Source organism: Bacillus sp. FSL M8-0256 (genome assembly GCF_038005765.1).
Taxonomy (GTDB): Bacteria; Bacillota; Bacilli; order Bacillales; family Bacillaceae; genus Bacillus; species Bacillus safensis.
The window spans coordinates 3,462,641-3,489,394 of record NZ_JBBOTU010000001.1 but is presented as its reverse complement, the minus strand read 5'-3'; the positions used below and the strand labels follow the sequence as shown (position 1 = coordinate 3,489,394).

General features: G+C 41.2%; 28 protein-coding genes. 14 read left to right on the top strand and 14 right to left on the bottom strand.

Annotation, left to right across the window (positions count from 1 at the left end; genetic code table 11):
- Window positions 1-24: 24 nt before the first annotated feature.
- Window positions 25-531 (bottom strand): hypothetical protein, encoded by a 507-nt coding sequence (locus NSQ76_RS18045; RefSeq protein WP_025093903.1) that lies wholly within the window; start codon window positions 529-531, stop codon window positions 25-27.
- Window positions 532-629: 98 nt separating this feature from the next.
- On the opposite strand from NSQ76_RS18045, the gene NSQ76_RS18040 reads away from it, so the two are divergent.
- Genes NSQ76_RS18040 through NSQ76_RS18030 form a run of 3 tightly spaced genes read left to right on the top strand, consistent with a single transcriptional unit; the run spans window position 630 to window position 3,515 of the window.
- Entirely contained in the window at window positions 630-2,429 is a 1,800-nt protein-coding gene (locus tag NSQ76_RS18040; RefSeq protein ID WP_024423709.1) for an ABC transporter ATP-binding protein, read from the top strand.
- A 1-nt stretch (window position 2,430) separates the two neighbouring features.
- Entirely contained in the window at window positions 2,431-2,988 is a 558-nt protein-coding gene (locus tag NSQ76_RS18035) for a MauE/DoxX family redox-associated membrane protein (RefSeq protein ID WP_034622547.1), read from the top strand.
- The gene (locus tag NSQ76_RS18030; protein ID WP_034622549.1) at window positions 2,985-3,515 is read left to right on the top strand and encodes a TlpA family protein disulfide reductase; all 531 of its coding nucleotides are present in this window, start codon (window positions 2,985-2,987) and stop codon (window positions 3,513-3,515) included. Before NSQ76_RS18035 ends, NSQ76_RS18030 begins: the two co-directional genes overlap by 4 nt.
- A gap of 31 nt (window positions 3,516-3,546) precedes the next feature.
- Here the strand turns inward: NSQ76_RS18030 and NSQ76_RS18025 are convergent, their stop codons facing one another.
- A complete protein-coding gene (locus NSQ76_RS18025; RefSeq protein ID WP_029706351.1) occupies window positions 3,547-4,056 on the bottom strand; it encodes a GNAT family N-acetyltransferase in 510 nt (169 codons plus the stop codon).
- A 116-nt stretch (window positions 4,057-4,172) separates the two neighbouring features.
- Between NSQ76_RS18025 and NSQ76_RS18020 the strand changes: the two genes are divergently transcribed.
- Complete coding sequence (locus NSQ76_RS18020; RefSeq protein ID WP_034281210.1) at window positions 4,173-5,069, top strand: peptidoglycan DD-metalloendopeptidase family protein; 897 nt, start codon at window positions 4,173-4,175, stop codon at window positions 5,067-5,069.
- Window positions 5,070-5,153: 84 nt separating this feature from the next.
- On the opposite strand, the gene NSQ76_RS18015 is transcribed toward NSQ76_RS18020, so the two are convergent.
- The 5 genes from NSQ76_RS18015 to NSQ76_RS17995 all read right to left on the bottom strand — a co-directional run bounded on the left by NSQ76_RS18015 (window position 5,154) and on the right by NSQ76_RS17995 (window position 9,236).
- Window positions 5,154-5,501 (bottom strand): P-II family nitrogen regulator, encoded by a 348-nt coding sequence (locus NSQ76_RS18015; protein ID WP_024423704.1) that lies wholly within the window; start codon window positions 5,499-5,501, stop codon window positions 5,154-5,156.
- 17 nt (window positions 5,502-5,518) lie between these two features.
- Window positions 5,519-6,727 carry an ammonium transporter gene (locus NSQ76_RS18010; RefSeq protein WP_024426325.1) on the bottom strand — a complete coding sequence of 403 codons (1,209 nt, stop codon included), beginning with the start codon at window positions 6,725-6,727 and terminating at the stop codon, window positions 5,519-5,521.
- Between the two features lie 192 nt (window positions 6,728-6,919).
- Window positions 6,920-7,660: an amino acid ABC transporter ATP-binding protein gene (locus NSQ76_RS18005; protein WP_034622553.1), complete on the bottom strand. Its 741-nt coding sequence runs from the start codon at window positions 7,658-7,660 to the stop codon at window positions 6,920-6,922.
- A gap of 10 nt (window positions 7,661-7,670) precedes the next feature.
- A complete protein-coding gene (locus NSQ76_RS18000; RefSeq protein WP_341055243.1) occupies window positions 7,671-8,348 on the bottom strand; it encodes an amino acid ABC transporter permease in 678 nt (225 codons plus the stop codon).
- A gap of 42 nt (window positions 8,349-8,390) precedes the next feature.
- On the bottom strand, window positions 8,391-9,236 hold the full coding sequence (locus NSQ76_RS17995) for a transporter substrate-binding domain-containing protein (RefSeq protein WP_224426795.1): 846 nt from the start codon (window positions 9,234-9,236) through the stop codon (window positions 8,391-8,393).
- 199 nt (window positions 9,237-9,435) lie between these two features.
- Between NSQ76_RS17995 and NSQ76_RS17990 the strand changes: the two genes are divergently transcribed.
- Window positions 9,436-10,824: an MFS transporter gene (locus NSQ76_RS17990; RefSeq protein WP_341055242.1), complete on the top strand. Its 1,389-nt coding sequence runs from the start codon at window positions 9,436-9,438 to the stop codon at window positions 10,822-10,824.
- A gap of 38 nt (window positions 10,825-10,862) precedes the next feature.
- On the opposite strand, the gene NSQ76_RS17985 is transcribed toward NSQ76_RS17990, so the two are convergent.
- The 3 genes from NSQ76_RS17985 to NSQ76_RS17975 all read right to left on the bottom strand — a co-directional run bounded on the left by NSQ76_RS17985 (window position 10,863) and on the right by NSQ76_RS17975 (window position 13,193).
- Window positions 10,863-11,462 (bottom strand): undecaprenyl-diphosphatase, encoded by a 600-nt coding sequence (locus NSQ76_RS17985; protein WP_024423699.1) that lies wholly within the window; start codon window positions 11,460-11,462, stop codon window positions 10,863-10,865.
- 114 nt (window positions 11,463-11,576) lie between these two features.
- Window positions 11,577-12,764 carry an MFS transporter gene (locus NSQ76_RS17980; protein WP_341055239.1) on the bottom strand — a complete coding sequence of 396 codons (1,188 nt, stop codon included), beginning with the start codon at window positions 12,762-12,764 and terminating at the stop codon, window positions 11,577-11,579.
- A gap of 15 nt (window positions 12,765-12,779) precedes the next feature.
- Window positions 12,780-13,193, bottom strand: a complete 414-nt coding sequence (locus tag NSQ76_RS17975) for a MarR family winged helix-turn-helix transcriptional regulator (RefSeq protein ID WP_024423697.1) — start codon at window positions 13,191-13,193, stop codon at window positions 12,780-12,782.
- A 347-nt stretch (window positions 13,194-13,540) separates the two neighbouring features.
- On the opposite strand from NSQ76_RS17975, the gene spoIIID reads away from it, so the two are divergent.
- From spoIIID to NSQ76_RS17955, 4 genes are all read left to right on the top strand, one after another.
- Window positions 13,541-13,819, top strand: coding sequence for a sporulation transcriptional regulator SpoIIID (gene spoIIID, locus NSQ76_RS17970; protein ID WP_008343327.1), 279 nt, complete (start codon window positions 13,541-13,543; stop codon window positions 13,817-13,819).
- A gap of 184 nt (window positions 13,820-14,003) precedes the next feature.
- Window positions 14,004-15,005, top strand: a complete 1,002-nt coding sequence (mbl, locus tag NSQ76_RS17965; RefSeq protein ID WP_007497573.1) for a cell shape-determining protein Mbl — start codon at window positions 14,004-14,006, stop codon at window positions 15,003-15,005.
- Window positions 15,006-15,129: 124 nt separating this feature from the next.
- Entirely contained in the window at window positions 15,130-15,969 is an 840-nt protein-coding gene (locus NSQ76_RS17960) for a flagellar hook-basal body protein (RefSeq protein ID WP_341055236.1), read from the top strand.
- 30 nt (window positions 15,970-15,999) lie between these two features.
- Entirely contained in the window at window positions 16,000-16,818 is an 819-nt protein-coding gene (locus NSQ76_RS17955) for a flagellar hook-basal body protein (RefSeq protein WP_024426319.1), read from the top strand.
- 14 nt (window positions 16,819-16,832) lie between these two features.
- Here NSQ76_RS17955 and NSQ76_RS17950 read toward each other — a convergent pair whose 3' ends face one another.
- Window positions 16,833-17,888: a tetratricopeptide repeat protein gene (locus NSQ76_RS17950; RefSeq protein ID WP_125585887.1), complete on the bottom strand. Its 1,056-nt coding sequence runs from the start codon at window positions 17,886-17,888 to the stop codon at window positions 16,833-16,835.
- 219 nt (window positions 17,889-18,107) lie between these two features.
- Between NSQ76_RS17950 and fabZ the strand changes: the two genes are divergently transcribed.
- Complete coding sequence (gene fabZ, locus NSQ76_RS17945) at window positions 18,108-18,542, top strand: 3-hydroxyacyl-ACP dehydratase FabZ (RefSeq protein ID WP_012011512.1); 435 nt, start codon at window positions 18,108-18,110, stop codon at window positions 18,540-18,542.
- Between the two features lie 127 nt (window positions 18,543-18,669).
- Window positions 18,670-19,065, top strand: a complete 396-nt coding sequence (mscL, locus tag NSQ76_RS17940; protein ID WP_024423693.1) for a large conductance mechanosensitive channel protein MscL — start codon at window positions 18,670-18,672, stop codon at window positions 19,063-19,065.
- 27 nt (window positions 19,066-19,092) lie between these two features.
- Here the strand turns inward: mscL and NSQ76_RS17935 are convergent, their stop codons facing one another.
- Complete coding sequence (locus tag NSQ76_RS17935) at window positions 19,093-19,503, bottom strand: YwpF-like family protein (RefSeq protein WP_024423692.1); 411 nt, start codon at window positions 19,501-19,503, stop codon at window positions 19,093-19,095.
- A gap of 117 nt (window positions 19,504-19,620) precedes the next feature.
- Here NSQ76_RS17935 and NSQ76_RS17930 point away from each other — a divergent pair, with 117 nt between their 5' ends.
- From NSQ76_RS17930 to NSQ76_RS17920, 3 genes are all read left to right on the top strand, one after another.
- Window positions 19,621-19,977, top strand: coding sequence for a hypothetical protein (locus NSQ76_RS17930; protein ID WP_034281192.1), 357 nt, complete (start codon window positions 19,621-19,623; stop codon window positions 19,975-19,977).
- A gap of 406 nt (window positions 19,978-20,383) precedes the next feature.
- Window positions 20,384-21,244: a Cof-type HAD-IIB family hydrolase gene (locus tag NSQ76_RS17925; protein ID WP_024426316.1), complete on the top strand. Its 861-nt coding sequence runs from the start codon at window positions 20,384-20,386 to the stop codon at window positions 21,242-21,244.
- Between the two features lie 153 nt (window positions 21,245-21,397).
- Window positions 21,398-22,186: a PAS domain-containing protein gene (locus NSQ76_RS17920; RefSeq protein ID WP_029706346.1), complete on the top strand. Its 789-nt coding sequence runs from the start codon at window positions 21,398-21,400 to the stop codon at window positions 22,184-22,186.
- A 68-nt stretch (window positions 22,187-22,254) separates the two neighbouring features.
- On the opposite strand, the gene NSQ76_RS17915 is transcribed toward NSQ76_RS17920, so the two are convergent.
- Both NSQ76_RS17915 and NSQ76_RS17910 read right to left on the bottom strand, forming a co-directional pair.
- Complete coding sequence (locus tag NSQ76_RS17915) at window positions 22,255-25,032, bottom strand: DEAD/DEAH box helicase (protein ID WP_341055230.1); 2,778 nt, start codon at window positions 25,030-25,032, stop codon at window positions 22,255-22,257.
- Window positions 25,019-26,626 carry an SWIM zinc finger family protein gene (locus NSQ76_RS17910; RefSeq protein ID WP_041115535.1) on the bottom strand — a complete coding sequence of 536 codons (1,608 nt, stop codon included), beginning with the start codon at window positions 26,624-26,626 and terminating at the stop codon, window positions 25,019-25,021. The genes NSQ76_RS17915 and NSQ76_RS17910 overlap by 14 nt, the downstream gene beginning before the upstream one ends.
- Between the last annotated feature and the right edge of the window lie 128 nt (window positions 26,627-26,754).

Below are 26,754 nucleotides of genomic sequence, written 5' to 3'. Positions count from 1 at the left end.
AGTCTTCACATGCCTCATTTATCTTTATTTTGCAGATATCCTTGAATAAAGACCATCCGGAAAAGGTGCTGCGTATGAGATGATTTCATCTTCTACCATAATGTAATAAGGAAATTCTTCAATTTGGAATGCGTCTATCATTTGCTCGTCCACAGGGATAATTCGCATGTTGGTTTTATTATCACGATATAATTCTTGATCCTCTTTTTGCCCATTCTTTAGCAAAATACTAAATGAAACGTCCAATTTACGCTGCTTTTTCGTTTCTAGGAATTGTTCAAGTGATGGGATGCAATGCGGACATGATGTATCAGTGAAAATAAGTAGCTGCTGCTTGTTGTTGGTTTGCAGTAAATCATTCACTGGAATAGGTGATGGTTTTTCAAGCAGCGGATGCACAAGTTTTTGTCCAACATGCTGTATCGGTAAGATGATCAGTTCCATTTGTTGTTTTAAATAGATGATGACTCCGATCGTTAATAATAGGCTGCAAAGAATAAGAGTGAGCTGTAAAAGTAGGATTGAATTCATCGTATATCGTCCTCTCAGAGTAAAGTTACGCAAAGCTATCATAATATAAATATCAAAAATATGTCAATTATACTAAATGGTGTAAGGTGGAGCGTTTGATGAGTACAGTGAACCATTGTTTATATGCAATCTCCTATACTTGGAAAAGAAGCCGATCTTATCTTCTTTTAACCTTGTTGATCCAAGTGATCGTTGGTTTTATGCCTTTAGCTAGTGTCTGGATTATTCAAACTTTGATTAATGAAATTATTTTATTCATGACGTCTTCAGGAGACATTCAAAAGGTTTTGTGGTTATTTGGGCTGCAAATGGTCATTGTGGTTTTAGGATATGGGCTTCAATTCATTCTTCAGCTTAGCCAGCAGAAAGCGACAAATTTGATTGGTTTGCATTTGAAGGGTGAATTGCTTCAAAAGGCGATCAGGCTGCCGTTTATTACATTTGAACACCCGTCTTTTTACAATGAAAGTCAACGTGTGATGAACAGTCATCAGCATGTTCTGAGCATGGTTAGAAGTATCTTTACCATCATGAGCGCATTGATTACTGTTGTATCACTTCTTATCTATATGATTGGTATCCATTGGGGCTTGGCGGTCATTCTGATCGTGTTTACCCTGCCTGTCTTGTGGATTGAGCTTTTCTTTGGAGGAGCGCGTTATCAATTAAACCGTATGTTAACAGCCAATGACAGAAGAGAAATGTATGTGTCCGATCTTGTCGCACAACGGGATTCATTGAAGGAAATCCGTTTATATGGAATCGGGAATTATCTTCTTCAGAAATGGAAAGATCATTATGTAAAAAGTGCAGATGAAAAATATAAACTGCTTAAGCGGCAAGTCCGCTGGGAGATGGCGGGCGGATTGCTTATGACATTTGCCTATGTATGCTGCGGTCTTTTTATTGTCTTTCTTATTTTTCAAAAAAAATTAGCTGCCGGGACATTTGTCGCTGTGCTGCAAGCGGTGCAAAACATCCAAAGTGGTTTTCAAGACTTAACAAGAGAATGTTCTAGTTTATATGAAACAAGTCTTTATGTTGATGAAATGAGAGCTTTTCAAAAGAGAGAAGAAGAAATTCATGAGCAGACAGAAGAAGGAGCATCGCTTCGAAAAATCGAGTGTATTCAGTCCATTACACTTGAAAATCTCTCTTTTACTTATCCGAATATGAAAACACCTGCCATTGAGCATATACATTTTCATATCAATAAAGGTGAACGTATTGCATTGGTGGGGGATAACGGATCAGGTAAAACCACCTTGATCAAATGTTTGACCGGTTTATATGATCCAGATCAGCCGAACATGCAAAAAGTGAACGGTGAGTCCATTTCTACTATTCATAAAAAGTCATATCATGCGAGAATGGCTGTTCTTTTTCAAGATTTTATGAAGTACGAGTTCACTGTGAAAGAAAACATCGGGTTTGGCCGTATTGATCATATGGACGAGGGAGAGCGGATGATCTCAGCTGCACGGCAAGCAGGCATAGAGAAAAGAATTCATCAAATGGAAGAAATGTATGATGCGCAGCTTGGCCGATTTTTTGAAGAAGGCCATGAACTGTCTGGCGGACAATGGCAAAAGCTCGCGATGGCTAGAACCTTCTTTAGAGAGAGTGATTTTATCATTTTAGATGAACCAACTTCTGCTCTTGATCCACTATCGGAAATTTCACTCATTCGAAAGCTATTCGATCACACGCAGGATCAGGGTGTCTTGTTTATCACACATCGAATGGGAGCAGCCCGTTTAGCAGACCGTATAATCGTAATGAAAGATGGTGCTTTCGTTGAAGAGGGGAACCATGATGAACTGATGGTGTTAAATGGAGAGTACAAAAGGCTTTACGAGGCACAATCTCAATTATTCCAACAAAAGGAGATGGCGTAAGGTGAGTGTCTTTTATTACATAGGTGTCTATTTATTAGGTATCATTTTTGCTGGTGCTTGGCTTGATAAAGTAAAAAAACAGACGGCACATATGCAGCAGATGAATGCTTATCGGCTGCTGCCTTCTTCTTTCACGGGACCCATGTTTTATTTGTTTTTAACTGTAGAATTGGTTTGTACTGTTTTTTTATTCGTATGGCATATGACTCTTGTACCTGCGATTGGTCTTACAGCACTTTTAAGTATTTATACTGGAGCGGTGACCTTCAATTTATTGAGAGGACATCGTGATATTTCTTGCGGCTGTGGTGGACTGCTTGATAATGAACGCCTTCACTGGGGAATTGTGATTCGCAATGTGTCGATGCTGGCTCTTGTGATCGGATTGTTTTATGTGCATCCCTATGCAGAAACCATTCCATGGCAATATAACATCATTTGTTTTCTCATTGCCGTGGCTGTCTCTTTCATAATAGCGGTGGGTCAAGAAGTCTTAATGTTTAAAAGAAAATGGATCAATCAATTTGAATTATTTATAGAAGGAGACGATGTGAAATGACAGATATTCTATTGATTATTGTGTTATTCATTGTCATTGCTCAGCTGGCTGTGATATTTTTGCTCGCTCGTTTTATCGGAAAATTTATGAATAAAATCAAAACCCTTGATGGAATTGAATTAAAGGAAGCGGATGTGGGGGATCCTGCACCGTTATTTCGAAGCTATTCCCATTTAGGGGAGAAGGTCATTTTGAAGGAATATTTTCAAAGCGGGAGTGCTGTGATGCTGTTATTTGTGAACTCTACTTGTATGACGTGCAAAAGCATTTTAGCAGACTTGCAGCAGCAAATCGCTGTTGATGATACTCAATTCATTTTTATTAATGGGGATGAACAGGGGGATGATACGCAGATCCTTGAATTGCTGCCGTCCCAGGCTGTGTATACTCGTTCTTCACAAATCATGGAGCTATACGGGGTAACAGTTGTTCCACAAGCGATTCTCATTGATGAACATGGTATCATTCTGCAAAGAAAATCTCTTCAAAATGCGAAACAGTTTGAACAGCTGTTACATGCGTCATAAAAAGCGTCTCTTTTTCAGGGAGACGCTCGTTTTATAATTCTTTTCCTAGGATATCTAAATCGTATCTGCTGCCGTCCATTTCTGCGATGCGTGGCAGGTGGCCCCATGTCTCAAAGCCGTGCTTTTTAAATAGTCGAATACTGGCTTCGTTGTGCCCGAAAATAAAGGCAAGTAACGTTCGAATGCCTAATGAGGGTGCTAAATCAATGGCTTCTTGCAAGAAAAGTGATCCTAAGCCTTTTCCTCGATAGTCTTGGTTTAAATAGATACTCATTTCAACGGTCCCGTTGTATGCAGGTCTTCCGTAAAAGGTTTCAAAGCTGAGCCAGCCGTAGATATTTCCATCCTCATCTGTTTTCACATAGAGAGGTCTTTTCTCGGAATGATTCAAAAACCATTGCCGGCGGTCCTCGACAGAAACTGGTTCTGTATCTGCGGTCACTTCTCTTGAAGCAATGGTTGAATTGTAGATATCAACGATCGCTTTGAGGTCATCTTCTGTTGCTATACGGTTGAAAGTTTTCACAATTAAGTCTCCCATCTTTTTTTCATTTATCATACATATTATTGATGCGATTGCGCAAAATAAAAAGAAAAATGATTTCGTGTGTATATATTTTTTGAAAAGTGTTCAGAATGTTGCTGAGGTGATGAAAAATGAGAGAGGAAGAAAAGAAACGTACTTCCAAAATCACAAAAGTTCAGCAATTTTTCCGTAAGCGCTGGGTATTCCCTGCTATTTACTTGGTCAGCGCAGCGGTCGTGTTAACAGCCGTTCTTTGGTATCAAGCTGTATCAAAAGATGTGAAAGACCAACTATCTGATGGAAATCAAACAGGGCAAGAACAGCGCGATGATGCCGTTGAAGTTGGAAAGCCAATTGAAAATGTCGCAATGCCGGTCCAGAATTCTGATAATGTTTCTGTCGTGAAAAAGTTCTATGAAGCAGATGCTGACCAAAAAGAAAAAGAAGCAGCACTTGTAAACTATAATAACACCTATACCTTGAGCAAAGGTATTGATCTTGCAGATAAAGATGGCAAAGTGTTTGATGTCACAGCTGCTCTTAGTGGAACAGTGGTTCAAGCGAAAAAAGATCCAGTTCTTGGTCACGTTGTTGAAATTGAACATGAAGATGGATTATCGACTGTTTATCAATCGTTGTCACAAGTAAGTGTCAAAGAAGGCGATGAAGTCAAGCAGAATGATGTCATTGGTGCTTCTGGTAAAAATCTATATGGTGCTGAAAGCGGCAACCATGTGCATTTTGAAATTCGTATGGAAGGTTTAGCGCTTAATCCGCTTAGCTTCATTGACAAGCCTGTTTCTACAATTGAAAAAGCAGCGCAAGAAGTGACGGAACAAGCAAAAGAACCTGCTCAGCCAAAGACTGAGGAAAAAACGAAAGAACCTGCTGCTGAAGATAAAGCCAAAGAGCCAGCTGGAGAAAAATCTGAAGAAAAGTCTGATGAGAAGGGGAAATCCTCTGATCAAGAAAAGTCTTCTGATTCCTCTAAAGACAGCAGTCAGTCAGAAGAAACAAAACAATCTTAATGACTTACAAGGTCCTCTGTGTATATGAATATGCAGAGGTTTTTTCTGCTTAAAAAGATCCTCCGCCACTCGGCGGAGGATACACTATAGGGCGGCAGGTCCTTCTTCACCTGTCCGGATGTTGATTGTATTCGCTACCTCATATATAAAAATTTTCCCATCCCCTGGTTCGCCTGTACGCAGTACCTTTTGAGCTGTTTCAACGACCTGTTCGACAGGTACTTTGCTTAGGACGATTTCGATCTTTAATCGTTCGTACACGTTGCTTTCCTTTTTGACGCCGCGGTATAGCTCTGTATGTCCCTTTTGTAAGCCGCAGCCGTGTACATTTGAAAAGGTAATCGAGGTGACACCAATCTTTCCAAGCTCCACCTTTAATGTTTCAAAATTAGCTGGACGTGTGACAATCTCCACTTTATACATTTTGCTCATAGAGACACCCCTTTTCTTTAATCTTGATAAGCTTTTTCACCGTGCATGGTTAGATCAAGACCCACTGATTCTTCTTCTTCGGTTGCACGAATTTTGAAGAAGACATTGACCACTTTGATGATCACGTATGTCACAACGGCAACAAAAGCGTACGTGGCAACAATCGCGACCACTTGCTTCCAAAGTAAGCTGGGATCTCCGTAAAATAAGCCATTGGCTCCGCCGTCATTGACAGAAGTTGTGGCGAAAAGTCCTGTTGCAATTCCTCCCCAAGTACCGCCAATTCCGTGAAGGCCGAATGCATCTAGTGCGTCATCATAGCCAAATTTGGCTTTGAGTGAAAAGACTCCCCAGAAACAGACGATCCCGCCAATGATTCCTATTATAATAGAAGCAAACGGTGTAACAAAGCCTGCGGCAGGTGTAATGGCGACAAGACCTGCGATGGCTCCAGAGATCGCGCCGAGCATGGTCGGTTTTTTGTTGATCATCCACTCTACTAACAGCCAGCCGATGATTCCTGCAGCAGCAGCTGTATTGGTGTTAATAAAGGCAAACATGGCCACGCTGTCTAATGTAAGAGCACTACCCACGTTAAAACCAAACCAGCCAAACCAGATGACAGCTCCGCCAAGAAGGGTGTAGATCAAGTTATGCGGAGAAGAGCTTGCCGCTTCTTTACGCTTCCCGAGCACAATCGCCACGACAAGACCCGCAACACCGGATGAGATGTGAACCACGTTTCCGCCTGCGAAGTCAAGTGCACCCATCTCGCCAATCCAACCGCCGCCCCATACCCAGTGTGCGACTGGAGCGTATACAAATGTGACCCAAAGGAGTGTAAATACAACGACTGCTGAGTAGCGGATCCGTTCAGCAAAGGCCCCTGAGATGATGGCTGTTGTTAAGACGGCAAAGGTCATTTGAAACATCATGAACAATGAATGTGGAATGGTCTCACTATAGGAACCAGGCTCAAAGCCTACGCCTTTCAGGCCCACCCAGTCTAATCCTCCGATCCATGCATTGCCTGGTGCAAAAGCTAAGGAATAACCGAATACGATCCATACGATTGAAACGATCGCTAGTGACGTTAAGCTGTGCATGGTTGTGCTTAACACGTTTTTACTTCTCACGAGTCCTCCGTAGAATAAAGCTAAACCCGGTGTCATTAACCACACGAGTAGTGCGCAGAAGAACATAAATACTGTATCACCCATTTGCATGCTGCATTCCCCCGAATCATTCAGAATTATTGTTTTCTTAATTCTTCATTATAGAGAGAAAAGTCATATATAACATATACATGTAAGTTTATCTGACATGGTTTTTTGGTTAAGTTCAATATAAATGGATGAAAAATTCGTAAAAAATGAGAAAAAACGTAAGTTAAGCACTAAAAATGAAGGGCGTTTGACCTATAAAATGGAGCTGAGAAACAGTTTTGTACGTTCCTCCCTAGGAGAATCAAACAATTCCGAAGGGACGCCTTCTTCGACGATACGGCCTTCGTGCATGTAGACGACACGATCGGCAACTTCTTTCGCAAAGCCCATTTCATGTGTGACAATGACCATGGTCATGCCTTCTTTTGCGAGGCTTTTCATCGTTTGCAGCACTTCGCCTACAAGCTCTGGATCAAGGGCAGATGTAGGTTCGTCAAATAACATGACATCAGGCTTCATGGCGAGAGATCTGGCTATGGCTACACGCTGTTTTTGGCCGCCTGATAGTTTAGAAGGATATACGTTGGCTTTATCCGCAAGTCCGACTTTTTCTAGCAAGGCGCTGGCTTCAGCGATGGCTTGTGCTTTCTTTGTTTTTTTCACCATAACAGGCGCTTCGATGATATTTTCAAGCACAGTTTTGTGCGGGAAAAGATTAAAATGCTGAAACACCATTCCTATTTTTTGTCTCATTTCGTTTAATTGATCGCGCTTTGGATGAACAGGACTGCCATCAATGATAATATCTCCATCATTTTTTATTTCTAAAAAGTTCATACAGCGGAGCAAGGTGCTTTTTCCAGAACCGCTTGCGCCAATTAAGACGACCACATCATTTTCATAAACAGTGAGATCGATATCTTTTAAAACATGAAGCTCTCCAAAGTATTTATTGAGTTTTTCAACACGAATGATTTCCTTTGATTCTGTCATGCTTCTCCTCCTATTGGTCACTGGCTGATAGTTTCTTCTCAAAGGTTTGGACAGCGAATGTTAACAGCAGGACAAGAACTAAGTAATAGACGGCGACAACAAGTAAATACGTCATATTATCAAAACTGTTGGAGCCTTGCGTGGTGGCGACGTTAAATAGTTCATTGACACTGATAAAGGCGGCGAGTGATGAATCTTTTAAGCCGATAATGAACTGGTTGCCAAGAGGGGGGAGGGCACGCCGCATCGCTTGCGGGAGAATGATGCGCCTCATTGTTAAAAAACGACCCATGCCAAGAGAGCGTCCTGCCTCTTTTTGCCCCTGATCGATGGATTGGATAGCACCTCTAAATATTTCGGCTATATAGGCCCCATTATGAAAGGCGAGCGCAATGGAAGCAGCCCAGAAGTCGGGTATATTCAATTCTGTGAGGCCGAAGTATAGGATGAAAATTTGAACAATAAGTGGTGTTCCGCGCACAAGAAAGATATAGGCATTGGCGATATAACCGAAAACGGCTATGCGGGATATTTTCAATAAAGCAAAGAAAAGCCCGATGAACATACCGATGAAGATGCTGATCACCGTCAGATGTAAGGTGATCAGCATTCCTTCTAAGAAAATACCTCTAGAATCAATCAGCGTCTGAAAAAAGTGTGATAGGGTAGGCAAAACAATCATCTCCATTTGAAGAAAGTGCGCCTATAAAAAGGGCGCACAATCGTGGTTTTAATCTTGTTTGACCGTGATGTCTTCATCAAAGTACTTTTCGCTAATTTGTTTTAATGTTCCGTCTTTTTTTAGTGCGTCAATCGCATCGTTGATCTCTTTTATGAGCTGTTCATTTTCTTTTGATACAGCAATTGCCTGCTCACTTTGTCCGAGTCTTTCCTGTGCTGTGATGTTCAATTTTTTCTTCATCGCTTCTGCACCTGTGGCGAAATCTGTTACGACTGCATCGTGTTTTCCGTTGGCCAGTGCTTCTAAGGCGACGACATCACTATCATAATATTTTGGTTCTTGCCCGCTATGTTCCTTAGCAATATCAGCGTAGGACGATCCTTTGGATACAGCAATTTCTTTGTCTTTTAAGTCATCAGCATGCTGAATGTCTGCTCCAGGTCTTGTGAAAATTTGCGGACCAGAGTAGTAATAGGGCTTAGAAAAAAGGACGTGTTTTTTTCGTTCCTCATTGATGGTATGACTTGCAACTGCCGCATCAAATTTACCTGCTTTCACGCCTTCGACGATGCCTGCGAATTTATATTTTTTCTGTATAGGTTCGAGACCTAGTTTGTCACTAATCGCATTGCCTACATCGATATCAAAGCCGGACATCTGATTTCCATCCATGTAACTAAACGGATGAAATTCACCTGATGCTGCAAAAATAAATTTTCCATCCTCCAAAATTGGCGACCCTTTCGCTGTAGAATTACGTTTATCTCCGTTCCCATTTGTTTCATTTGAACCACACGAAGACAGAAGTAATACTGCAACCGAGAAAAGGGCTGGGACCCAAAACCGTCTTTTTTTAATAATAAGCTTCTCCTCCTTTTCAGCCGTTCTCCATATAAGGAGAAAGTAGGCTTTTCAATATGTGTAGCATCTTACCATTTGTTCCTCATATTCTCAATTTTATATGTGTTATTCCAACAATCGTCCTTTTTAGAATGTATGTCTTGCTTTTCTAAGAGAGAACTTGAATTGATTAGGGTAAAAAAGGGAAATGAATCTCATAATAACGAAAGGGTTGCAAAAAGGAGGTCAGTGTATGAACAAGTGGAGAGACAATCGAAAAGTTTTTTTAACCGCTATTGCCTTTGGAACGATGTTGAATCCGCTGAATTCATCAATGATTTCTTTGGCCTTGCATCAAATTCAGCATGAATTCGGTTTGTCGTTTACGACCGTATCTTGGCTTATTTCTTCTTTTTATTTAGCCAGTGCAGTAACACAGCCAGTGAGCGGCCGGATTGGGGATCATGTGATGAGCCGCAGAACCTTATTTTTATTCGGTCTCGTTCTTGTCGCAGTCTCAGCCGTTTGCGCGCCGTTTGCCCCAACGTTTGCGGTGCTGATTGTGATCCGTTTGTTACAGGCGATTGGAAGCAGTGCCATTTATCCTTCTGGGGTCGGACTTATTCGGGATCATATTCAAGAAAAACAGGCTTCGGCGTTAGCGGTATTATCCATTTTTGCTTCAGCGATGACGGCGCTTGGACCGACGCTTGGCGGATTTCTGATGACCATTGGCGGCTGGCCGGCTATCTTTTTAGTGAATCTGCCGTTTATTTTGATCAGTTTCTTTCTTGGTCTATTGTTGTTTCCGAAGGAGCAGAAAAAGAGAAAGCTGCGCATAGGCGAAACTGTGCGAACACTCGATTTGCCAGGGATGCTTCTTTTTACCGTCTGCATTGTTCTCCTGCTTTCATTTTTATTATCACTGGGTGATGGCATTCAATATGTTCAAGGCATTCTTTGTCTCCTGAGTGCAGGCGCTTTTATCTGGTGGGAGTATCAGGTGGATGAGCCGTTTATTCAAATACGGATGTTCAGAGAAGAGCAGCGGCTGTCACTTGTGTATGTGCAATTTATCATTTTAAATATCTTTTTCTATTGTCTCTTTTTTGGTTTGCCGAGTTATTTTCAGGATGAGTTAGGCTGGCGTGTGGAGATGACGGGTCTTTTTATGCTGTGTATGTCAGGGGTGAGCATTATTGTGTCGCCGCTGACAGGAAAGTGGGTGGATCGCGGGGATGAACGCCATCCAGTTTTAGCGAGTGCTGTATTGATGCTGGCTGGAGCGTCTGCCATGACTTTCTTTTTTATTCCTGCGCCATTATGGGGGAAAGGATTGGTTCTGGCGCTGCTTGGGCTCAGTTATGGGATTGGGAATGTTGCGCTTCAAGCTGCGATGCTCAAGGAAAGTCCTCAGCAAATGATTGGCACATCCTCTGGACTTTTTCAAACATGCCGCTACCTTGGTTCTATTCTGTCGTCTGCTGTGCTTGGTATGCTGTTTGGGGATGAAATTGCTGGTGCTCATTTTGCGCAATTAGGCTGGACGTTGATCATCATTTCTCTTATTGGCATTGGCGTCAGTCTTTATTTTTCAAAAATGGTTAGAGGGAGACAGCCAATAAAAAAAGCGGCGCGATAAGTGAGAGAAGAATCTTCATCACGTTATCGCAAGGCCGCTTAAGAGTTGGACAGGTCTGAGCCCTGATCCTTTGTCTTCCTTCTGAAAATTTTCCCTACAATTGTCTCGTAAAATGTCACGATGCGATCAATTGGAGAGTCAAAGAACTTCCATAATTTATTCATGATAAAGACAACCACAATCGATACGACCAAGCTGCCTAAAACATCAAATGGATAATGATGACCGACCCAGATGCGGGAGAATCCTGTAAGTAATCCAAAGACGAGCAATATGTTGCCGAGCTTTTTATTACGAGATCGAATGGCTAGTGAAAGAGCCAATGCACCTGTTGTATGGTCACTTGGGAAGGAAGCGTCTGCTGAATGCGGGATGAGTGTGTCGACTTTATGCGCCACAAACGGCCGCTCTTCATAATGAAACAATGTAATGGCAAAGTTGACAATAAGTGCTGCAATGCCTGTTACACCGGAAAAGAAGACATGCTTCTTAAATTTGTGATTCCCTAAAAACCAGCAAATCAATAAGACAAGGGCGTACACAAGAATGGCCTTTTTCGTAATAAAGATCATGGCCTGATCTAAAAACTCAGAATGGTGAGCCATCCCGTGTATGACTTTAAACAATTCGTAATTCAAAACATCACCTATACTTTCGCTTAATGCTAACTATTTTTCAACAAAGCTTGTATGCTCTATTTGGAATATCCTATATATTAGCATGTTTCCGGCGAAGTTTAAAATAGTACCCTTTTATTCTGAAAGGGAGACTTTTTGTGCTTTTGATTCCTGGGGTTTTCGTTCGCTCCAATAAAAGACGCCCATACTCAGTAAGACCACAATGCCTGCAATGAGGTACACATTTGAAAAGTCTGTGAAACTGACAAGGAGTCCAAAGACAAATGAGCCAGCAGCAATACCTGTATCATACAGAGTAAAGAAAGTAGCCGTCGCATACCCCGTACGGTGAGCTGGTGAGTGCTGAATTGCAAGTGTTTGTAAACATGGCACGAGCGAACCGTAGCCAAGTCCAATCACAGCGCCTGATAGAAGAAGCATTGTAGCTGAATGTGTCGCTGTCAGCATCCATAAACCAATGGCAAAAAGGGCAATCGAAGGATAGATCACAACGTGAGCTCCAACCCGGTCAAAAAGTCTGCCTGTAAATGGACGTGATCCAAGCATTGCAGCCGCAAACACAATGAAGAAATAACTGCTTGCACCCATCAAATGGAGTGAATTGGCATAAACTGAAATAAATGAAATAATCGGCGAATAACAGAAGGAAATAATAATGCCGACGGCCGCTGTTTTTAATGCGCCTTTTTCAAACAGGTGAGAAAACGTGAATCGGAAGACGATGCTTCCACCGTTTTCAGGCTCTAGCTGTCTAATCAGCATCGTAAAAGCAGCTCCGATCGTCACGATAATGGAAAAGAGAAGAAATAAGGAATGAAATCCTATTTTTCCTACTTGATTCAGTGCGATAAACGGACCGATGACAACAGCGAGGTTCATGGACATCACAAAGTATCCGAGTCCTTCCCCGCGTTTATGTTTCGGGATCATATCAGCCGCAATGGCACTGGCAACTGTCGTCAAAATACTAAAAAAGATCCCTTGTACGAAACGCAGCACAAGGAGCGTTTGGAATTGATCAATCGGAATGTATAAATAAGTGAGTAAGGCAAAGGCTGTAGAAGAGAAAATCGCCATCCGTTTTTTGCCGAATTTTTCAATAATGGCGCCAGAAAACGGTCTTGTCACAATAGCAGATAATAAGAAGACCGTCACAAGGAGACCGCCCTGTGATTCTGTTCCATTTAGTTCATCCATTGTGTAAATGGGCAGTAATGTCAAAAGGGCATAAAAAGAGGTGAACGTAAATAAATTCACCAGGACAATCATGATAAAATCTTTTGTCCATATGCGTTTGTTCATGATGTATGTCACTTCCTATTCAGTTGATAATTTGTGTAAAAGTGTATGGAGGAGTTGTTTTTCTTCGTAGGTAAAATCTGAAAGACATTCTTCTTCAAATTGTTCCATCGTGCGTTTGATTTCTTCAAATCGGGCTTTTGCATCATCTGTCATCACGATCAGATTCTCACGTTTGTCTTTGCCTTGTACACGTTTCACCCAGCCGTTTGCTTCTAAGCGGGTGACGGTTCTGGTGATGGTCGGTGCTTCGACGTTTAAATATGTCCAGATGTCTTTTTGGGTTTTTGGGCCGAATGTATCCAAACAAAAAAGCACAGTCCACTGGGACATGTACAAGTCATAAGCAGCAAGCGCTTCGTTCGCCTTTTTAGACAGCAGCCGTGCGCCTTGATGTATTTGATGTAAACACTCTCTATTTAACGTATCCATATGCTCACCTTTTTTAAATATTTAGCTAGGTAAATAAATTCACCTTTTCTATTTTACGTGCTGAATCCTTTCTTGTAAAGTGGAAATTTTCGCGCCCCGAAATGATTTTTTGTTTTGCCTTTTCTGATAAATCCCTTGTCCCATCTTCATTTTTAGCATATTCCCTATTCAATGCTAATACACTGTTACAAACCTGACAAAGAGAGTGTTTGAGGTGAGGGATCGTGTTTGGCATTTACTACCTAATGGATGAGAAATTACGACGAACAAGCGCCGCTGAAAATGGATAATCTTCATACGGATCTCATTTCACACTTCTCACATCCATTTTAGGGAGGTCGAGTGGTGTGCACGATTACATCAAAGAGCGAACAATCAAGATAGGAAAGTATATCGTGGAGACAAAGAAAACCGTTCGTGTTATTGCGAAAGAATTTGGAGTCTCTAAAAGTACTGTACACAAGGATCTAACAGAAAGACTGCCAGAAATTAATCCAGATCTGGCTAATGAAGTAAAGGAGATACTGGATTATCATAAATCAATCCGCCACTTGCGAGGAGGAGAAGCCACCAAGTTAAAGTATAAAAAAGAAGAAATTTTAGAAGGCGAACCTGTGAAACAGTAAGCTTAGTTCTTTGTTCATAAACATAATATATATATCTTCCTCATATCGGTAGTTTCTAACCACAAATTTTGTAAAGACTTTTGTAAAGAAATATCTTTTTTTCTGCAAATTATGATAGAATATATAATTAGGGCAGAATGTGGTATTTGCTATGGAAACAGATTTTCAAGGAGGATATATATAGATGTTTGCTAGGGATATTGGAATTGATCTTGGTACTGCCAATGTACTGATTCATGTCAAAGGAAAAGGAATTGTGTTAAATGAACCATCTGTGGTAGCTCTTGACAAAAACAGCGGGAAAGTTTTGGCTGTTGGAGAAGAGGCTAGACGTATGGTTGGACGTACACCTGGGAATATTGTTGCGATTCGTCCATTAAAAGACGGCGTAATCGCTGATTTTGAAGTAACTGAAGCGATGCTCAAGCATTTTATTAACAAATTAAATGTGAAAGGGCTGTTCTCTAAGCCGCGTATGCTCATCTGCTGCCCGACAAATATTACATCTGTTGAGCAGAAGGCGATCAAAGAAGCTGCTGAAAAAAGCGGTGGTAAGCATGTATTTCTTGAAGAAGAGCCAAAAGTAGCAGCGATTGGTGCTGGTATGGATATTTTTCAGCCAAGTGGAAACATGGTCGTAGATATTGGAGGCGGAACGACAGATATCGCTGTCATCTCAATGGGTGACATTGTAACCGCCTCTTCTATTAAAATGGCTGGAGACAAATTTGATCTGGAAATTCTAAACTACATTAAAAAAGAGTACAAGCTGTTGATCGGTGAGCGCACGGCTGAGGATATTAAGATCCAAGTTGCAACGGTATTCCCAGACGCACGTCACGAAGAGATTTCGATTCGTGGACGAGACATGGTGACAGGATTACCAAGAACGATTACCGTCACAAGCAAAGAAGTAGAAGAAGCATTGCGTGAATCTGTATCTGCGATTGTTCAGGCTGCGAAGCAAGTTCTTGAGAGAACACCGCCTGAATTATCAGCTGATATTATCGATCGCGGCGTCATCATTACAGGTGGCGGAGCTCTTCTAAACGGGCTTGATCAATTGCTTGCAGAAGAGCTGAAAGTACCAGTTTTCGTTGCTGAAAATCCAATGGACTGTGTAGCAGTTGGTACTGGCGTGATGCTTGATAATATGGACAAGCTGCCAAAGCGTAAACTCAGCTAATGATTTCCCTCATTCTTTTTAGAAAGAATGGGGGATTTTTATTAAAGAACCCTGCTAATCAGCCGATATATTTCATAGAAGATTGTGTTTAGGTCATGTGAAAGAATTTGAATGAGGTGAGCACGTGTTAAAAGGACTATACACCGCAACATCTGCCATGATCGCTCAAGAGCGGCGGACAGAAATGCTTTCAAATAATATCGCAAATGCGAATACCCCAGGCTATAAAGCGGATGAAGGGGCAATGCGTGCATTTCCAGAAATGCTGCTGAGCCGAATGGAATCAGGACGTTTCCAAACATCCTCAGGCAAAGGCTTTAGTGTTCCACTGCAATCGCCGATTGGTGGAATCAATACTGGGACATATATGCAGGAATTAATCCCTCAATTTACACAGGGAACTTTAAAAACAACAGATCAAACAACAGATGTAGCACTAGTTGAAAATAATGTGCCGATCAATCCGGAGACCAATCAGAAATCAGCGCTATTTTATGCGGTCAACACACCAGAAGGCGTTCGTTATACGAAAAGCAGCTCTATTACATTGAACGCACAAAAGCAGCTGACGATTAATGGACGCGCTCTTCTTTCCGTGACGGGTCAGCCGATTACGGTTCAGAGTGAGAACTTCAAAGTGAATGCAGATGGTACTGTGTCTGAAAATGGCCAAAATCTTGGTCAAATCGATGTGCGTGTTGCGATGGATACAAGAAACCTAGCGCGTGAAGGAAATGATTTATACCGTACAGCTGATAACCAGCCCCTGCCAAGTGCAGTCAATAACGGTCAAATATCCTATACGTTAAGCCAAGGCGTATCAGAGCTGTCGAACGTGGATGTGACGAAATCATATACAGATATGACAACGGCCTACCGAGCATTTGAAACAAATCAAAAAGTGGTTCAGGCGTATGATAAAAGCTTAGAAAAAGCAGTGAATGAAATTGGCAGAGTGTACTAATCAAGAAATGAAAAAGAAAGGAGGAAAATTATGCTTAGAACGATGATAAATGCAGCTGTATCGATGAATGAAGTGCAAAAGCAGCTTGACATCATCAGCAACAACATCGCGAACAGTGAAACAACAGGATACCGTGCGAAAAACACCCGTTTCTCAGAGCTGATCAGACAGCAGTTTAATCAGGTAGATGAAAAAAATGAGCAGGTGGCAAACAGTCGTCTGACACCTGCTGGGTTAAGGCTTGGTACGGGGACAATGGTCAATGCGTCCATTAACTCGCTGCAAGGCTCGATTAAAGAAACAGGACGTGATCTTGATGTTGCATTCGGAGCGCCGTCGCAGTATTTACAGGTCAACGCCGGCGGTAATATCCGTTATACAAGAGATGGTTCACTTTACTTACAGCCGGGCAATAACCGTAACCAAGTGCAGCTTGTCACGAGCGAAGGCTATCCGATTCTTGATGAAAACGGAAATGCAATCGTCTTAAATGCGAATTTCCGTGATATTTCAATCGATAAAAATGGACGGCTTACGGCGATTTCAAGAGATAATCAACCGAATCAGCAAGTGAATCTAGGCGTTGTACAAGTCAATAATTCTTCAGCACTTGCCTCTGAAGGAGATAATTTGTTCTCAGTCGACGGAACCTATCAAGGTGCATTAACAGCACTAAATGGAGCAAACCGAGAGGCGATTCAGCTCCAGCAAGGTGCACTGGAAACGTCAAATGTGGACATGTCGAAAGAATTAACAGACCTCATGACAACACAGCGTTCCTATCAGATGAACTCAAGAACGATCACGATGGGCGATCAAATGCTGGGATTAATTAATACAATTCGATAATCAGTAGGCTGGTATCAGCCTCTCATGATAAAAAAGGCGGCTCGCTCAAAGTCGCCCTTTTTTTTATAAAAATCTGAGACATCAGCAAGCAGATCCTCAAGATCAATCCAGGCTTCTTTTCGTTCAAGACATGTGACGAGTGTGGCGATCTGCTCATCTGCCTTTGGCGTTTGGCTGTAGAGAAGAGATAAGATTTGAAACTTCATTCTTAATATATCAAACTGGGAAGCAACGGCTTCTTTCAGTCCTTTTTGAATATATTTCATCCCTTCATCGGTTAAATTTTCTTTAAAACAGGAACGCACAGTTTCGTATAGGCACGATACATAGGAGTGTGCTGACTTTCGGTATGCTGGAAGACGAAGTGCTTTTTTGAAGTATTCTAGCGCTTCCTTATGATGGTTTTGTCTTGACTGAATAAAGCCAGCATCATAATAAACGATACCGAGCAGCTCTTGATCATCAATCTTTTTCACATAATCAATAATTTCAATGAAAATATCTTCTGCTTCCTTATATTTTTTTTGGTCGCTATAGTTAAGAGCGAGCACAATTTTACACCGATAGATGCTATGGATATCTCCGTGCTTTGCAAAAATATCCATGGCTTTTTGAACATGACGAATCGATAACAACGAGTAACGGTTGTTATAATAAACACCGCTTGTACGGAAATGGAACTCTGCTTCCTCCAGCTCATCGTTAAGTAATGGCAGTCGTTCCTCTGCCTTTTCGAGATAATGAATCGCATCATTTTGATCACTTTTTAAAGATTCATATAATCCGAGAAAGAAATAAAAATAATATTGCAGTTCTTCGTTCATTTCATCTTTGTGGGGCAGCAGTTCATGTTTGAGTTTTTCTAAGTCTTCTGTCTGATTCATCCAGAGCTGATGACGGAAAAGCATCAGCTGATAATGGAAATAGAGTTCCTGTTTTTTTGATAATTTGCGTTTATATTTTAGCAGTGTTTTTTTGATTTCTTCAGCCTTCGAAAAATGTCGATGCTTTAGCATTGTATACCAGGAATGGAGAAGTTTTTTTATGGATTTATCGCTCATAAAATTCATTTTTACCCTCTTATTCAATCAATGTTGTAATATATATTACCATATTTGTGAAAAAACAATGAGTGTAGTGTGGATTATATTTGATGACAATTGGTAATGGTATATTCTATTTTTTACCATATGCATAAGGCGAATATTGAAAAATGCCAGCATTCATAATATACTTCTATAGGAATCAAATGAAGATCAGCGATATAGAAAAGAAGGAGAGATCAAGATATGCTTGATGCTCAGCAAATTCAAGACATTATTCCACACCGTTATCCATTCTTATTGGTCGACCGTATTTTAGAGGTTGAGGGAGAAAAAAGAGCGGTTGGAATTAAAAATGTTACAGTGAATGAAGAATTTTTTAATGGCCATTTCCCTGGTTATCCAGTCATGCCTGGTGTGCTTATAGTAGAAGCACTCGCACAGGTTTTTGGTGTGATTATGTTAGGCAAGGAAGAAAACAAAGGAAAGATTGGTTTGTTTGCAGGGATTGATGGATGCCGCTTCAAAAGACAGGTCAAGCCTGGTGACCAACTTCGTTTAGAGGTTGAAGTGACGCGCCTCCGCGGGCCGGTTGCAAAAGGAAAAGCAGTAGCGACAGTAGATGGCGAAGTTGCATGTGAAGCAGAACTGACATTTTCTATCGGTCCTAAAGTATCATGATTTTCCTGGCGGTTCATTAAGCATGAATCGCTTTTTTATTTAGAAACGTTCAGTTAGAACGGATAAGGACTTGCAATTTTGACAAAAAAACGTCATATTAGACAAAAAAAGATGAAGGTGATAAAGGATGCTGAAAGAATTTAGAGAGTTTGCCGTCAAGGGCAATGTCATTGACTTGGCTGTAGGTGTCATCATTGGGGGAGCATTTGGCAAAATTGTCACTTCTCTTGTGAATGATTTAATCATGCCGCTTGTCGGTATTATTATTGGAGGGCATGATTTTAGCGGTTTATCCATTAAAATCGGAGCTGCTCAAATTTTATATGGGAACTTTATTCAAACAGTGGTTGATTTCTTAATTATCTCGTTTTCCATTTTTATCTTTATTCGTTATTTGAATAAGTTAAAACGGAAAAAGGTTGAGGAAGAAGAGGTTGTGGAAACGCCGGATCAAACGGAAGTTCTGCTAACTGAAATTAGAGATTTATTGAAAAATCAAAGCCAGTCTAAAGATGTGCAATAGAAAAAGAGCGGCTGATCCCGCTCTTTTTTATGTGTTTTGTTTAAAAGCATCCAGTAGTTTTTCTCCTGACAGCCCCTCTTTGACGAGGTCTTTTAATACTTCTTCAGTTTCTGTTCTGTAACGATTTGTAATCATTTTACCATCGAGTAATACAGAAATGTTTTCTTCTAAGGCAACGATGTTTTTGACTTGGACAGATAGATGAACAGGGCGGTTGTTTTCTTTAGTGATCGTTACAAGAATCTTCACTTCTGTGTGCTGCTGAAAGAGTACCTCAAACACCTGTCTATGTTTCTTTGGAATGAGTGCCTCAATCATCCAGTGATTTTCACCGTCTTCTTTATTAATGATTAAACCGTCACGAAGGGGAATGCTGGACATTTTATCTTGCTGTGGATCAAGTTCAATTTTTAAATCAATCAGCCTAAAGGTTTTCATATTTATCACCTCACAAGCGTTCATTATTCGTAAGTATTATTATAGCATACAACATCTGTATAAATGAAACCGCTGCCTGCTTAGAACTAGCTGCACATGAGTGAAAGGAGATGTTTTATGGAGTCCTATCAATTGAGAAACATTCATATTGGCGACGACAAGGCAAAGAGTGATATACGTGTTTATTCGTGGGGAGATATTCTTTCATTTTGTGATGTGTATATGGAAGAAGGAGAGTCACTCACGTTTCAATATGTCACCGAGGATCAAATGGACTGTTTTGAGTTTCAGCTGTCGGTTCATGATGGCCGGCTTTGTTTTTATTGGTTTGCGTGGGACGGATCTGATTATATTCACATGCCTTCTAGTAATTGGATTCATTCAGATATTTTTTATCAATTTATGAAAAATAAGTATTTCATCAAACAAAACAAGATGATGTTTTATACGCAAGCGGTAAAAAACAGAAATTAATGAGGATATAGAGAATTTGAAGACCTATTTTGCTATTTTCCTGTTTTGTCACATACGGCCTTTCTCCGTAGACTAGGGGTAGCTGAAAGGAAAGGAGGCAAGTCCCGAATTAAAAGGTAACGTCTATCATCTGACAGCCCCCCTCTAGCTAAAGCTGATAGATGCTGCCTTGTTCATATGAACACTGCGTAATATAGAACCAATGCTTCTTTGTATAGGTCATGTGTCCCCTTGTGAATCCCCTATGTGTGTATCCGGTCATATTTGCGTGGCCGGATACCCTTTTATTCACTGTTTAACCGATCAGCTCTTGCAAATAGTGGATACTCATTTCATAATGATGATGGATTTTGTTAACGGTATGTCGGTTGAAAATAAAGACAAAAAGGAGAGAACGATGACAAACATTCAATTAATCGCAACGGATTTAGATGGAACTTTATTGAACAGTGAACACAAAGTGAGTCAGGAAAACGAGCAGGCATTAAAGGAAGCAGCTGCGAATGGAATTGAGGTTGTCGTGTCAACAGGGAGAGCGTATTTTGATGTGAGGTCTATTTTTGACCAGCTTGGTATGAATACATGGGTGATTAGTGCCAATGGAGCTGTGATTCATGATCCAACTGGACAAGTGTACCATTCAGCTGCTTTACAAGAAGAAAAGGCTAAACACATATTGTCATGGCTTGAAGAACGTGATTATTATTATGAAGTCTTTACAAACGAAGCCATTTTCACACCAAATCGCGGCAGAGAGCTTCTTGCGATTGAAATGGACCGTTTAAAAAGTGCAAATCCAGAAACGGATCAAAATGTCTTAAAACAAGCGGCAGAAGTTCAATACAGCCAGTCGGGTTTTTCTTATATTGATACATATAAAGAATTGTTTCGTGAGGATCGAAAGCTTTCATTTTACAATATCTTAGGTTTTTCTTTTTTTCAGGACAGATTGAAAGCCGGATGGGATATGTTTGGTGATGATTCAGATTTAACATTGGTCAGTTCGGCTGATCATAACTTTGAAATTGGTTCAAAGGACGCGTCTAAAGGGCAGGCATTAACAAGGCTGGCAGAAAGACTGGGTATTCCTTTAAGTAGGGCAGCGGCTGTAGGAGACAGTTTAAATGATGAATCAATGCTTCGAGCTGCTGGTGTTGGGGTTGCAATGGGGAATGCGAGACAGGATATAAAAGAAATCGCTGATCACGTGACGTTATCAAATGATGAACACGGTGTCGCGCATATGATCCGGCACCTTTTGAAATAGATGAATCAGATGTCGTGGTATAAATCACATAGGATGAAGCGCATTCTACAAAAGAGGAATTCAGAACCACTTCTATTTACACATGATGTGGAACATCATATAATTTAATTATGAATATAACCCGCTTGTAAGGAAAATAAGGAGAGTAAACGAATGGCGCTGGAATCTTATAAGTCCGAAAATCTGCATTTAATCAAGGAAGCCTTGGACTATACTCAGGTTGGCCTGACGGTGACGGACCCGTCTTTACCTGATAATCCTTTAATATATGTGAACAAGGGCTTTTTAGATATGACAGGCTATCAAGAAACCGAAGTATTGGGGAGGAATTGTCGTTTCCTTCAGGGAGATGAAACTGAACAAATCGCTCTCAAGCAAATTAGAACAGCCATTGAGAACAAAGAGGCTGTCACGGTTCAGCTGAAAAATTATAAAAAATCAGGACAAATGTTTTGGAACGAGTTAAGTGTCGCTCCTCTTTGGATTGACGAAAAGGAAGGAAAACGTCTTTATTTCGTTGGTCTGCAAAAGGATGTCACGAAAGAGAAGGAACAGCAGGAGCTTCTTGAGCAATCAATTGATGAAGTGCTGAATATTTCTGTCCCAATCGTTCCGGTGAAAGATGGTATCTCTGTGTTACCGATCATTGGTACGTTAACAGCGCCTAGATTTGATAAGATCATTTCAACGGTCTCCACCTATATCTCTCAATCCAAGGATGATTATTTTATTGTCGATCTGTCCGGATTATTAGAAGTGGATTCATTTGTGGCAGATGCGATCTTTAAGCTGAACGATTTGATTTTAATGACAGGTACTGAACTCATTGTGACAGGAATTAAACCGAATCTTGCAATGAAAATGGGAGAAATGAGAGAGGACTTCCGTGAATTAAATACGTATATGAATGTGAAATCTGCATTGAAAAAACTGAACATTTAGCGTACGTTATATGAAATGAAAAAGAGGACTTTTCTCAAGATTAATGAAAAGTCCTCTTTTTGCTGTGATTAAGATGATTGAGCGGCGGCACTTAAGGTAAATAAGTCTTCTAGTTCGTTTGTCGATAGCTCTGTAATCCAGCTTTCGCTTTGGATAATTTGATCATTTAATGTTTGTTTTGTTTCGAGCATTTGATCGATTTTTTCCTCGATTGTGCCCGTTGTGATCATCTTATGGACGTGAACAAATCGTTTTTGTCCAATCCGATAAGCTCGGTCTGTTGCTTGGTTTTCCACAGCAGGATTCCACCATCTATCGTAGTGAATGACATGGTTTGCGGCGGTCAGGTTGAGTCCTGTTCCTCCTGCCTTTAAAGAGAGAATTAAGATGTTGAATTCTTTCTTCTGGAAGCGGTCCACCATTTTGTCCCGCTCTTGTTTTGAGAGGCTGCCATTTAAAAATTGGACCGGTTCTCCAAACATCTTTTCTGCCAGCTGCTTGATCATGTTGCCCATTTCAATATACTGCGTAAAGATGAGACAGCTTTCTCCCTGCTCATGTATCGCTTTTAACAGCTCTGCGAGTTTATCCATTTTTAACGAACGTTTCAGCAGTTTCACATCTGTTCCGCTCTCTTTTAAATAGAGCGCAGGGTGATCACAAATCTGTTTGAGTCTGCCAAGCATACTTAAAATAATGGCTTTTCGCTGCATCCCTGTTAATGATGCCATGTGTTCAAATGTATCCTTCACGAGCTGTTCATATAAAGACGCCTGCTCAGCGGAGAGCGGAATGAATTCTTTTTCTTCGAGTTTCTCAGGCAGGTTCAGGGCAACCTCTTCATCTTGTTTTGTTCGTCTTAATAAAAATGGTTTGATCAGCTGCTGGAGCTGTTCAATTCTTTTTTCTTCACGGTCTTTTTCAATCGGAAGGACGAACTTTTTATGGAAGCTGGTCAGGCTGCCGAGATATCCTTTGTTGACGAAGTCGAATATGGACCAAAGCTCTGTCAAACGGTTTTCCATTGGTGTCCCGCTAAGGGCAATGTGATGCTGTCCTTTGAGCTGTCTAATCGCTCTCGATTGTTTCGTATGGGCGTTCTTGATGTTTTGGGCTTCGTCTAAGCAAATGGTATTCCACTTTGCTGCCGTTAATTCATCACGATCAGAATGTGAGAGTCCATAAGACGTCAGAACAATATCTGTTGACTCGTATGCTTTTGTGAAGTCCTCTCCCTGTGGACGCGATGGGCCATAATGCAGGGCAACCTTCAAATGTGGTGCGAATGTTTCGAGCTCTCGCTGCCAGTTTCCTAAAACTGAGGTCGGCGCAATGATGAGAGATGGAGCGGCATTTTGCTCCTGCTCCTTCAAATACGTGAAATACGCGATCATTTGAATCGTTTTCCCAAGTCCCATATCATCTGCTAAACAAGCCCCAAATCCATGAGATCTTAAAAATAAAAGCCAATTCACGCCATGCTGCTGATACGGACGCAGTGTGCCTTTGAAGGACTCACTCATTTCGTAAGAAGGCAGCTCGTGCGAATCATTTAATTGGTGGACAAGCCCTCTTAATTGCGATGAAAGTTCAAATTGAATATGGGCAAATGCTGAACTGTCTAGTAGTTCTGGAATCGATTCAGAGGAAGCTTCTTGATCTGCCAGTTCGCGTGACAAAATATCAGACATGTGAAGCCCTTCATTTTCGGCACGCTCCATCCACTTTTTCATTTGCTGAATGAAGGTCGGGTCTATTTTGATCCATTGTCCTCGAATGTTGACAAGGCGCCGTTTGCTTTGGACAAGTTCGTTGAACTCACCTTCTGTTAGTTCAATGCCGTTTGTAGCAAAGCGCCAATTAAAGTCCATTAATGCGTCCATTCCGACATGCGATTCGCCTCGCGGTGTAGAAGAAATCCTTGCTTTTAACATCATCGTGCTGTCTTTAACAATTTGCCACCACGATGGGAGCAGAATCTCAATGCCCATATTGACAAGTGTTTCACTTGCTTCAGATAGGAAGAGCCATGCTTCTTCTTCTGACATAAGTGTGGTGCCAGATGTGAAAGAAAGCCAAGGGACGATTTGACTGAATCGTTCCAGCTCTCTTGAAATTTTATCTTGATACGGATGCCAAGACCTTTTCAATGAACGAATGCCTTCAAAAAAGTGAAGGTCACTGTTTTTCTTGTCCCGCAAAAACAATTCGATTTTCCAATCATCTCCGTCAAAATCCGGTTCATTTAAGCGCAAGCCGACAGTGAACGGCGTCTCATCATCTATCCAGCCAATCGTCTCCAAGAAATCCTGCTCATCTAGAAAATGTCCTTGGAAGGTTGAGAGCGCAGGCGATTGTGCGTTCATGAGTTCCCATTTGTGCTGCAAGGCATCATCATACTGAATGTAATCCTGTACAGCAAAGGAGAACCAATCAGCCGTATAACCATCTAATAGGCCTTCTTTATCTTTAAACCGAAGCTCGCCTTTTGTCCACGCCTCATAATCGGGAGCGAAATCTTCGTCCTCGATGAATTCGTAAATGGTGGAGGCTGTCTTCATCAGTGGTTCCGTTTCATCCGTTAATGTCACATGACTAAACGTATTAAATGAATTTTTTCCTAGCAATTCAACGGTCATCCAAGGGCTTAACAGAAAGGCAGGAGTGCCAATAAAGCTGACATCTTCTAAAAATGTTCCGTAGAAAGAAGATTCGTGCCATTGGAAAAGCTGCCTCTTCATTTCATTAAGCGGAACAGGGTGTCCGTCCTCTGCTTGCGCTGAAATGGTGAAAGAGAAATCTTCAGTTTGTTCTGCATGAATGACAATTTGTTTATGGCGTGTCATCAATCAATTTTCCTTTCTTCATTTCCTCTTGGAACGCACGCAGCCGTTTTGTTGAATCTTGCAGCTGCTTTACATACCTTTCCCAGATCACGGTTTTTTTCGTTTTATGATAAAGCGTGCGCAGTTTCTTCAGCATTTTCACAGACTCTCGATAAGCACTTCGATTCTTTTGATCGAGAAGAAGTGAGATTTCACGGTGGTACGATGGAATGAGGGCTTCCGGCTCCTCTTTTGCAATCTGTTTGATCAAATCCTTCTCCAGTTCACTAATGGAGAAACCAACAAGGCTGTGAATCTCAATCCATTCCGCATAACGCTGCTGTGCATACAAGAGCTGACTGTATTCTGTAAACGCATAGGGCATACAGATTTGGAGATAACGTTCATATAAATGATGATCCTTCGTTTGCTTAAAGTATGCATCTAAATAAAAGAAGAAATCACTGACGGCTCCCCGCAGTTCTCTGTAGGAAAGGTCGAGCTGGCAATATTCCTCTAATATATAGGTGATTTCATGATACCAGAGCTTGAGCCGCTTCCAGTCCTTTCGGTTTGTGAGATCCTTCAGCCAATTGAGCACATTTGGCAGCATATCCGCATTAAGCAGCTGTAATTGCTGAAAGAGGCTTTCGTCTTCTTTCAGTAAATAATCCATGTGCATCAGCCCGATGGTACGTTCAACCGTTTGTTCTTTCTTCTGGGCGTTCTTTAGTAATTCTGTTTCTTTTTTGACCCATTTCCCTCTATTTAATATGGTGCCCCAAATCTCCATAAAGACCGCTACTCGTTCATGCTGGAAAGGTCCATTGATTTGAAGAAGTGTGCGAACGGCAGTTGGTGTGTTTTCAAGAAACGGATCGAGGGAAAAGGAAAGGGCGTATGTCTTCAAATGATCCACTGAATCGAAAATGGTGTTCATGAGCTGTTCTACATAGGGATTCATGGAATAAAAGTCTTTTTCGGCATCAAGCCGGCCGAGGTCGACGAGTTCATGAAGCCTCAGCCATACATCGATCGACGTATGAATTGCATACAAGCTCTTGAATTCAGGTGAAGCAGGTGCGTGTTTTTTTAGGATCGATAAATAGCCGTAATATAAATGCTGCGGTGTTTGCTGGTGCTTCGGTGTCCGTTTCAGCCAGAGGTTAAATTCCTCTTGGAAAAAAGTCAGCCAGCTTTGGAGTGATTGTTCGTCTGGGCGCTTCACTTGGAAGTGCTGGCGAATCAGTTCTTTGCTGCGCTGTAATTCATCTTTTTCTGACCAATGTTCTGTAAACCCGGTCACACTCTCTACTTGAGCGTATAGCGAAAAGAAGACAGCGAGAATGTGTTTACAAAGTCCATCTGCTGGACATGAGCAGCTGCTTCTCACAGGAAATAGCACATGAAGGTGGACTCTTGCTGCCACGACATCATGTACATAAGCTGACCATTCGGTATCAGACTCTTGCTTGAGCCGATATACGCTGTCCTGTCTATAAGTAATCAATGCTTTTTTGATGAGTTGTTTGTTTTCATCTGTTGCAGGAAGAAGTTCTTTGATCTGTTCGGCTGTTTGTTTGATTTCTTCTTCGTTGATGTTGTGCTGAAGCATTTGATCCGCTCCTAACCAAGTAAAAGATTCCAATTCTTTTATTATAGCTCAATGGGGATTTATAAAAAAGTTTTTCATGAAAATGGTCATAAATTTCAAAAGCTGTCGAATGATGTAATAGAGTATTG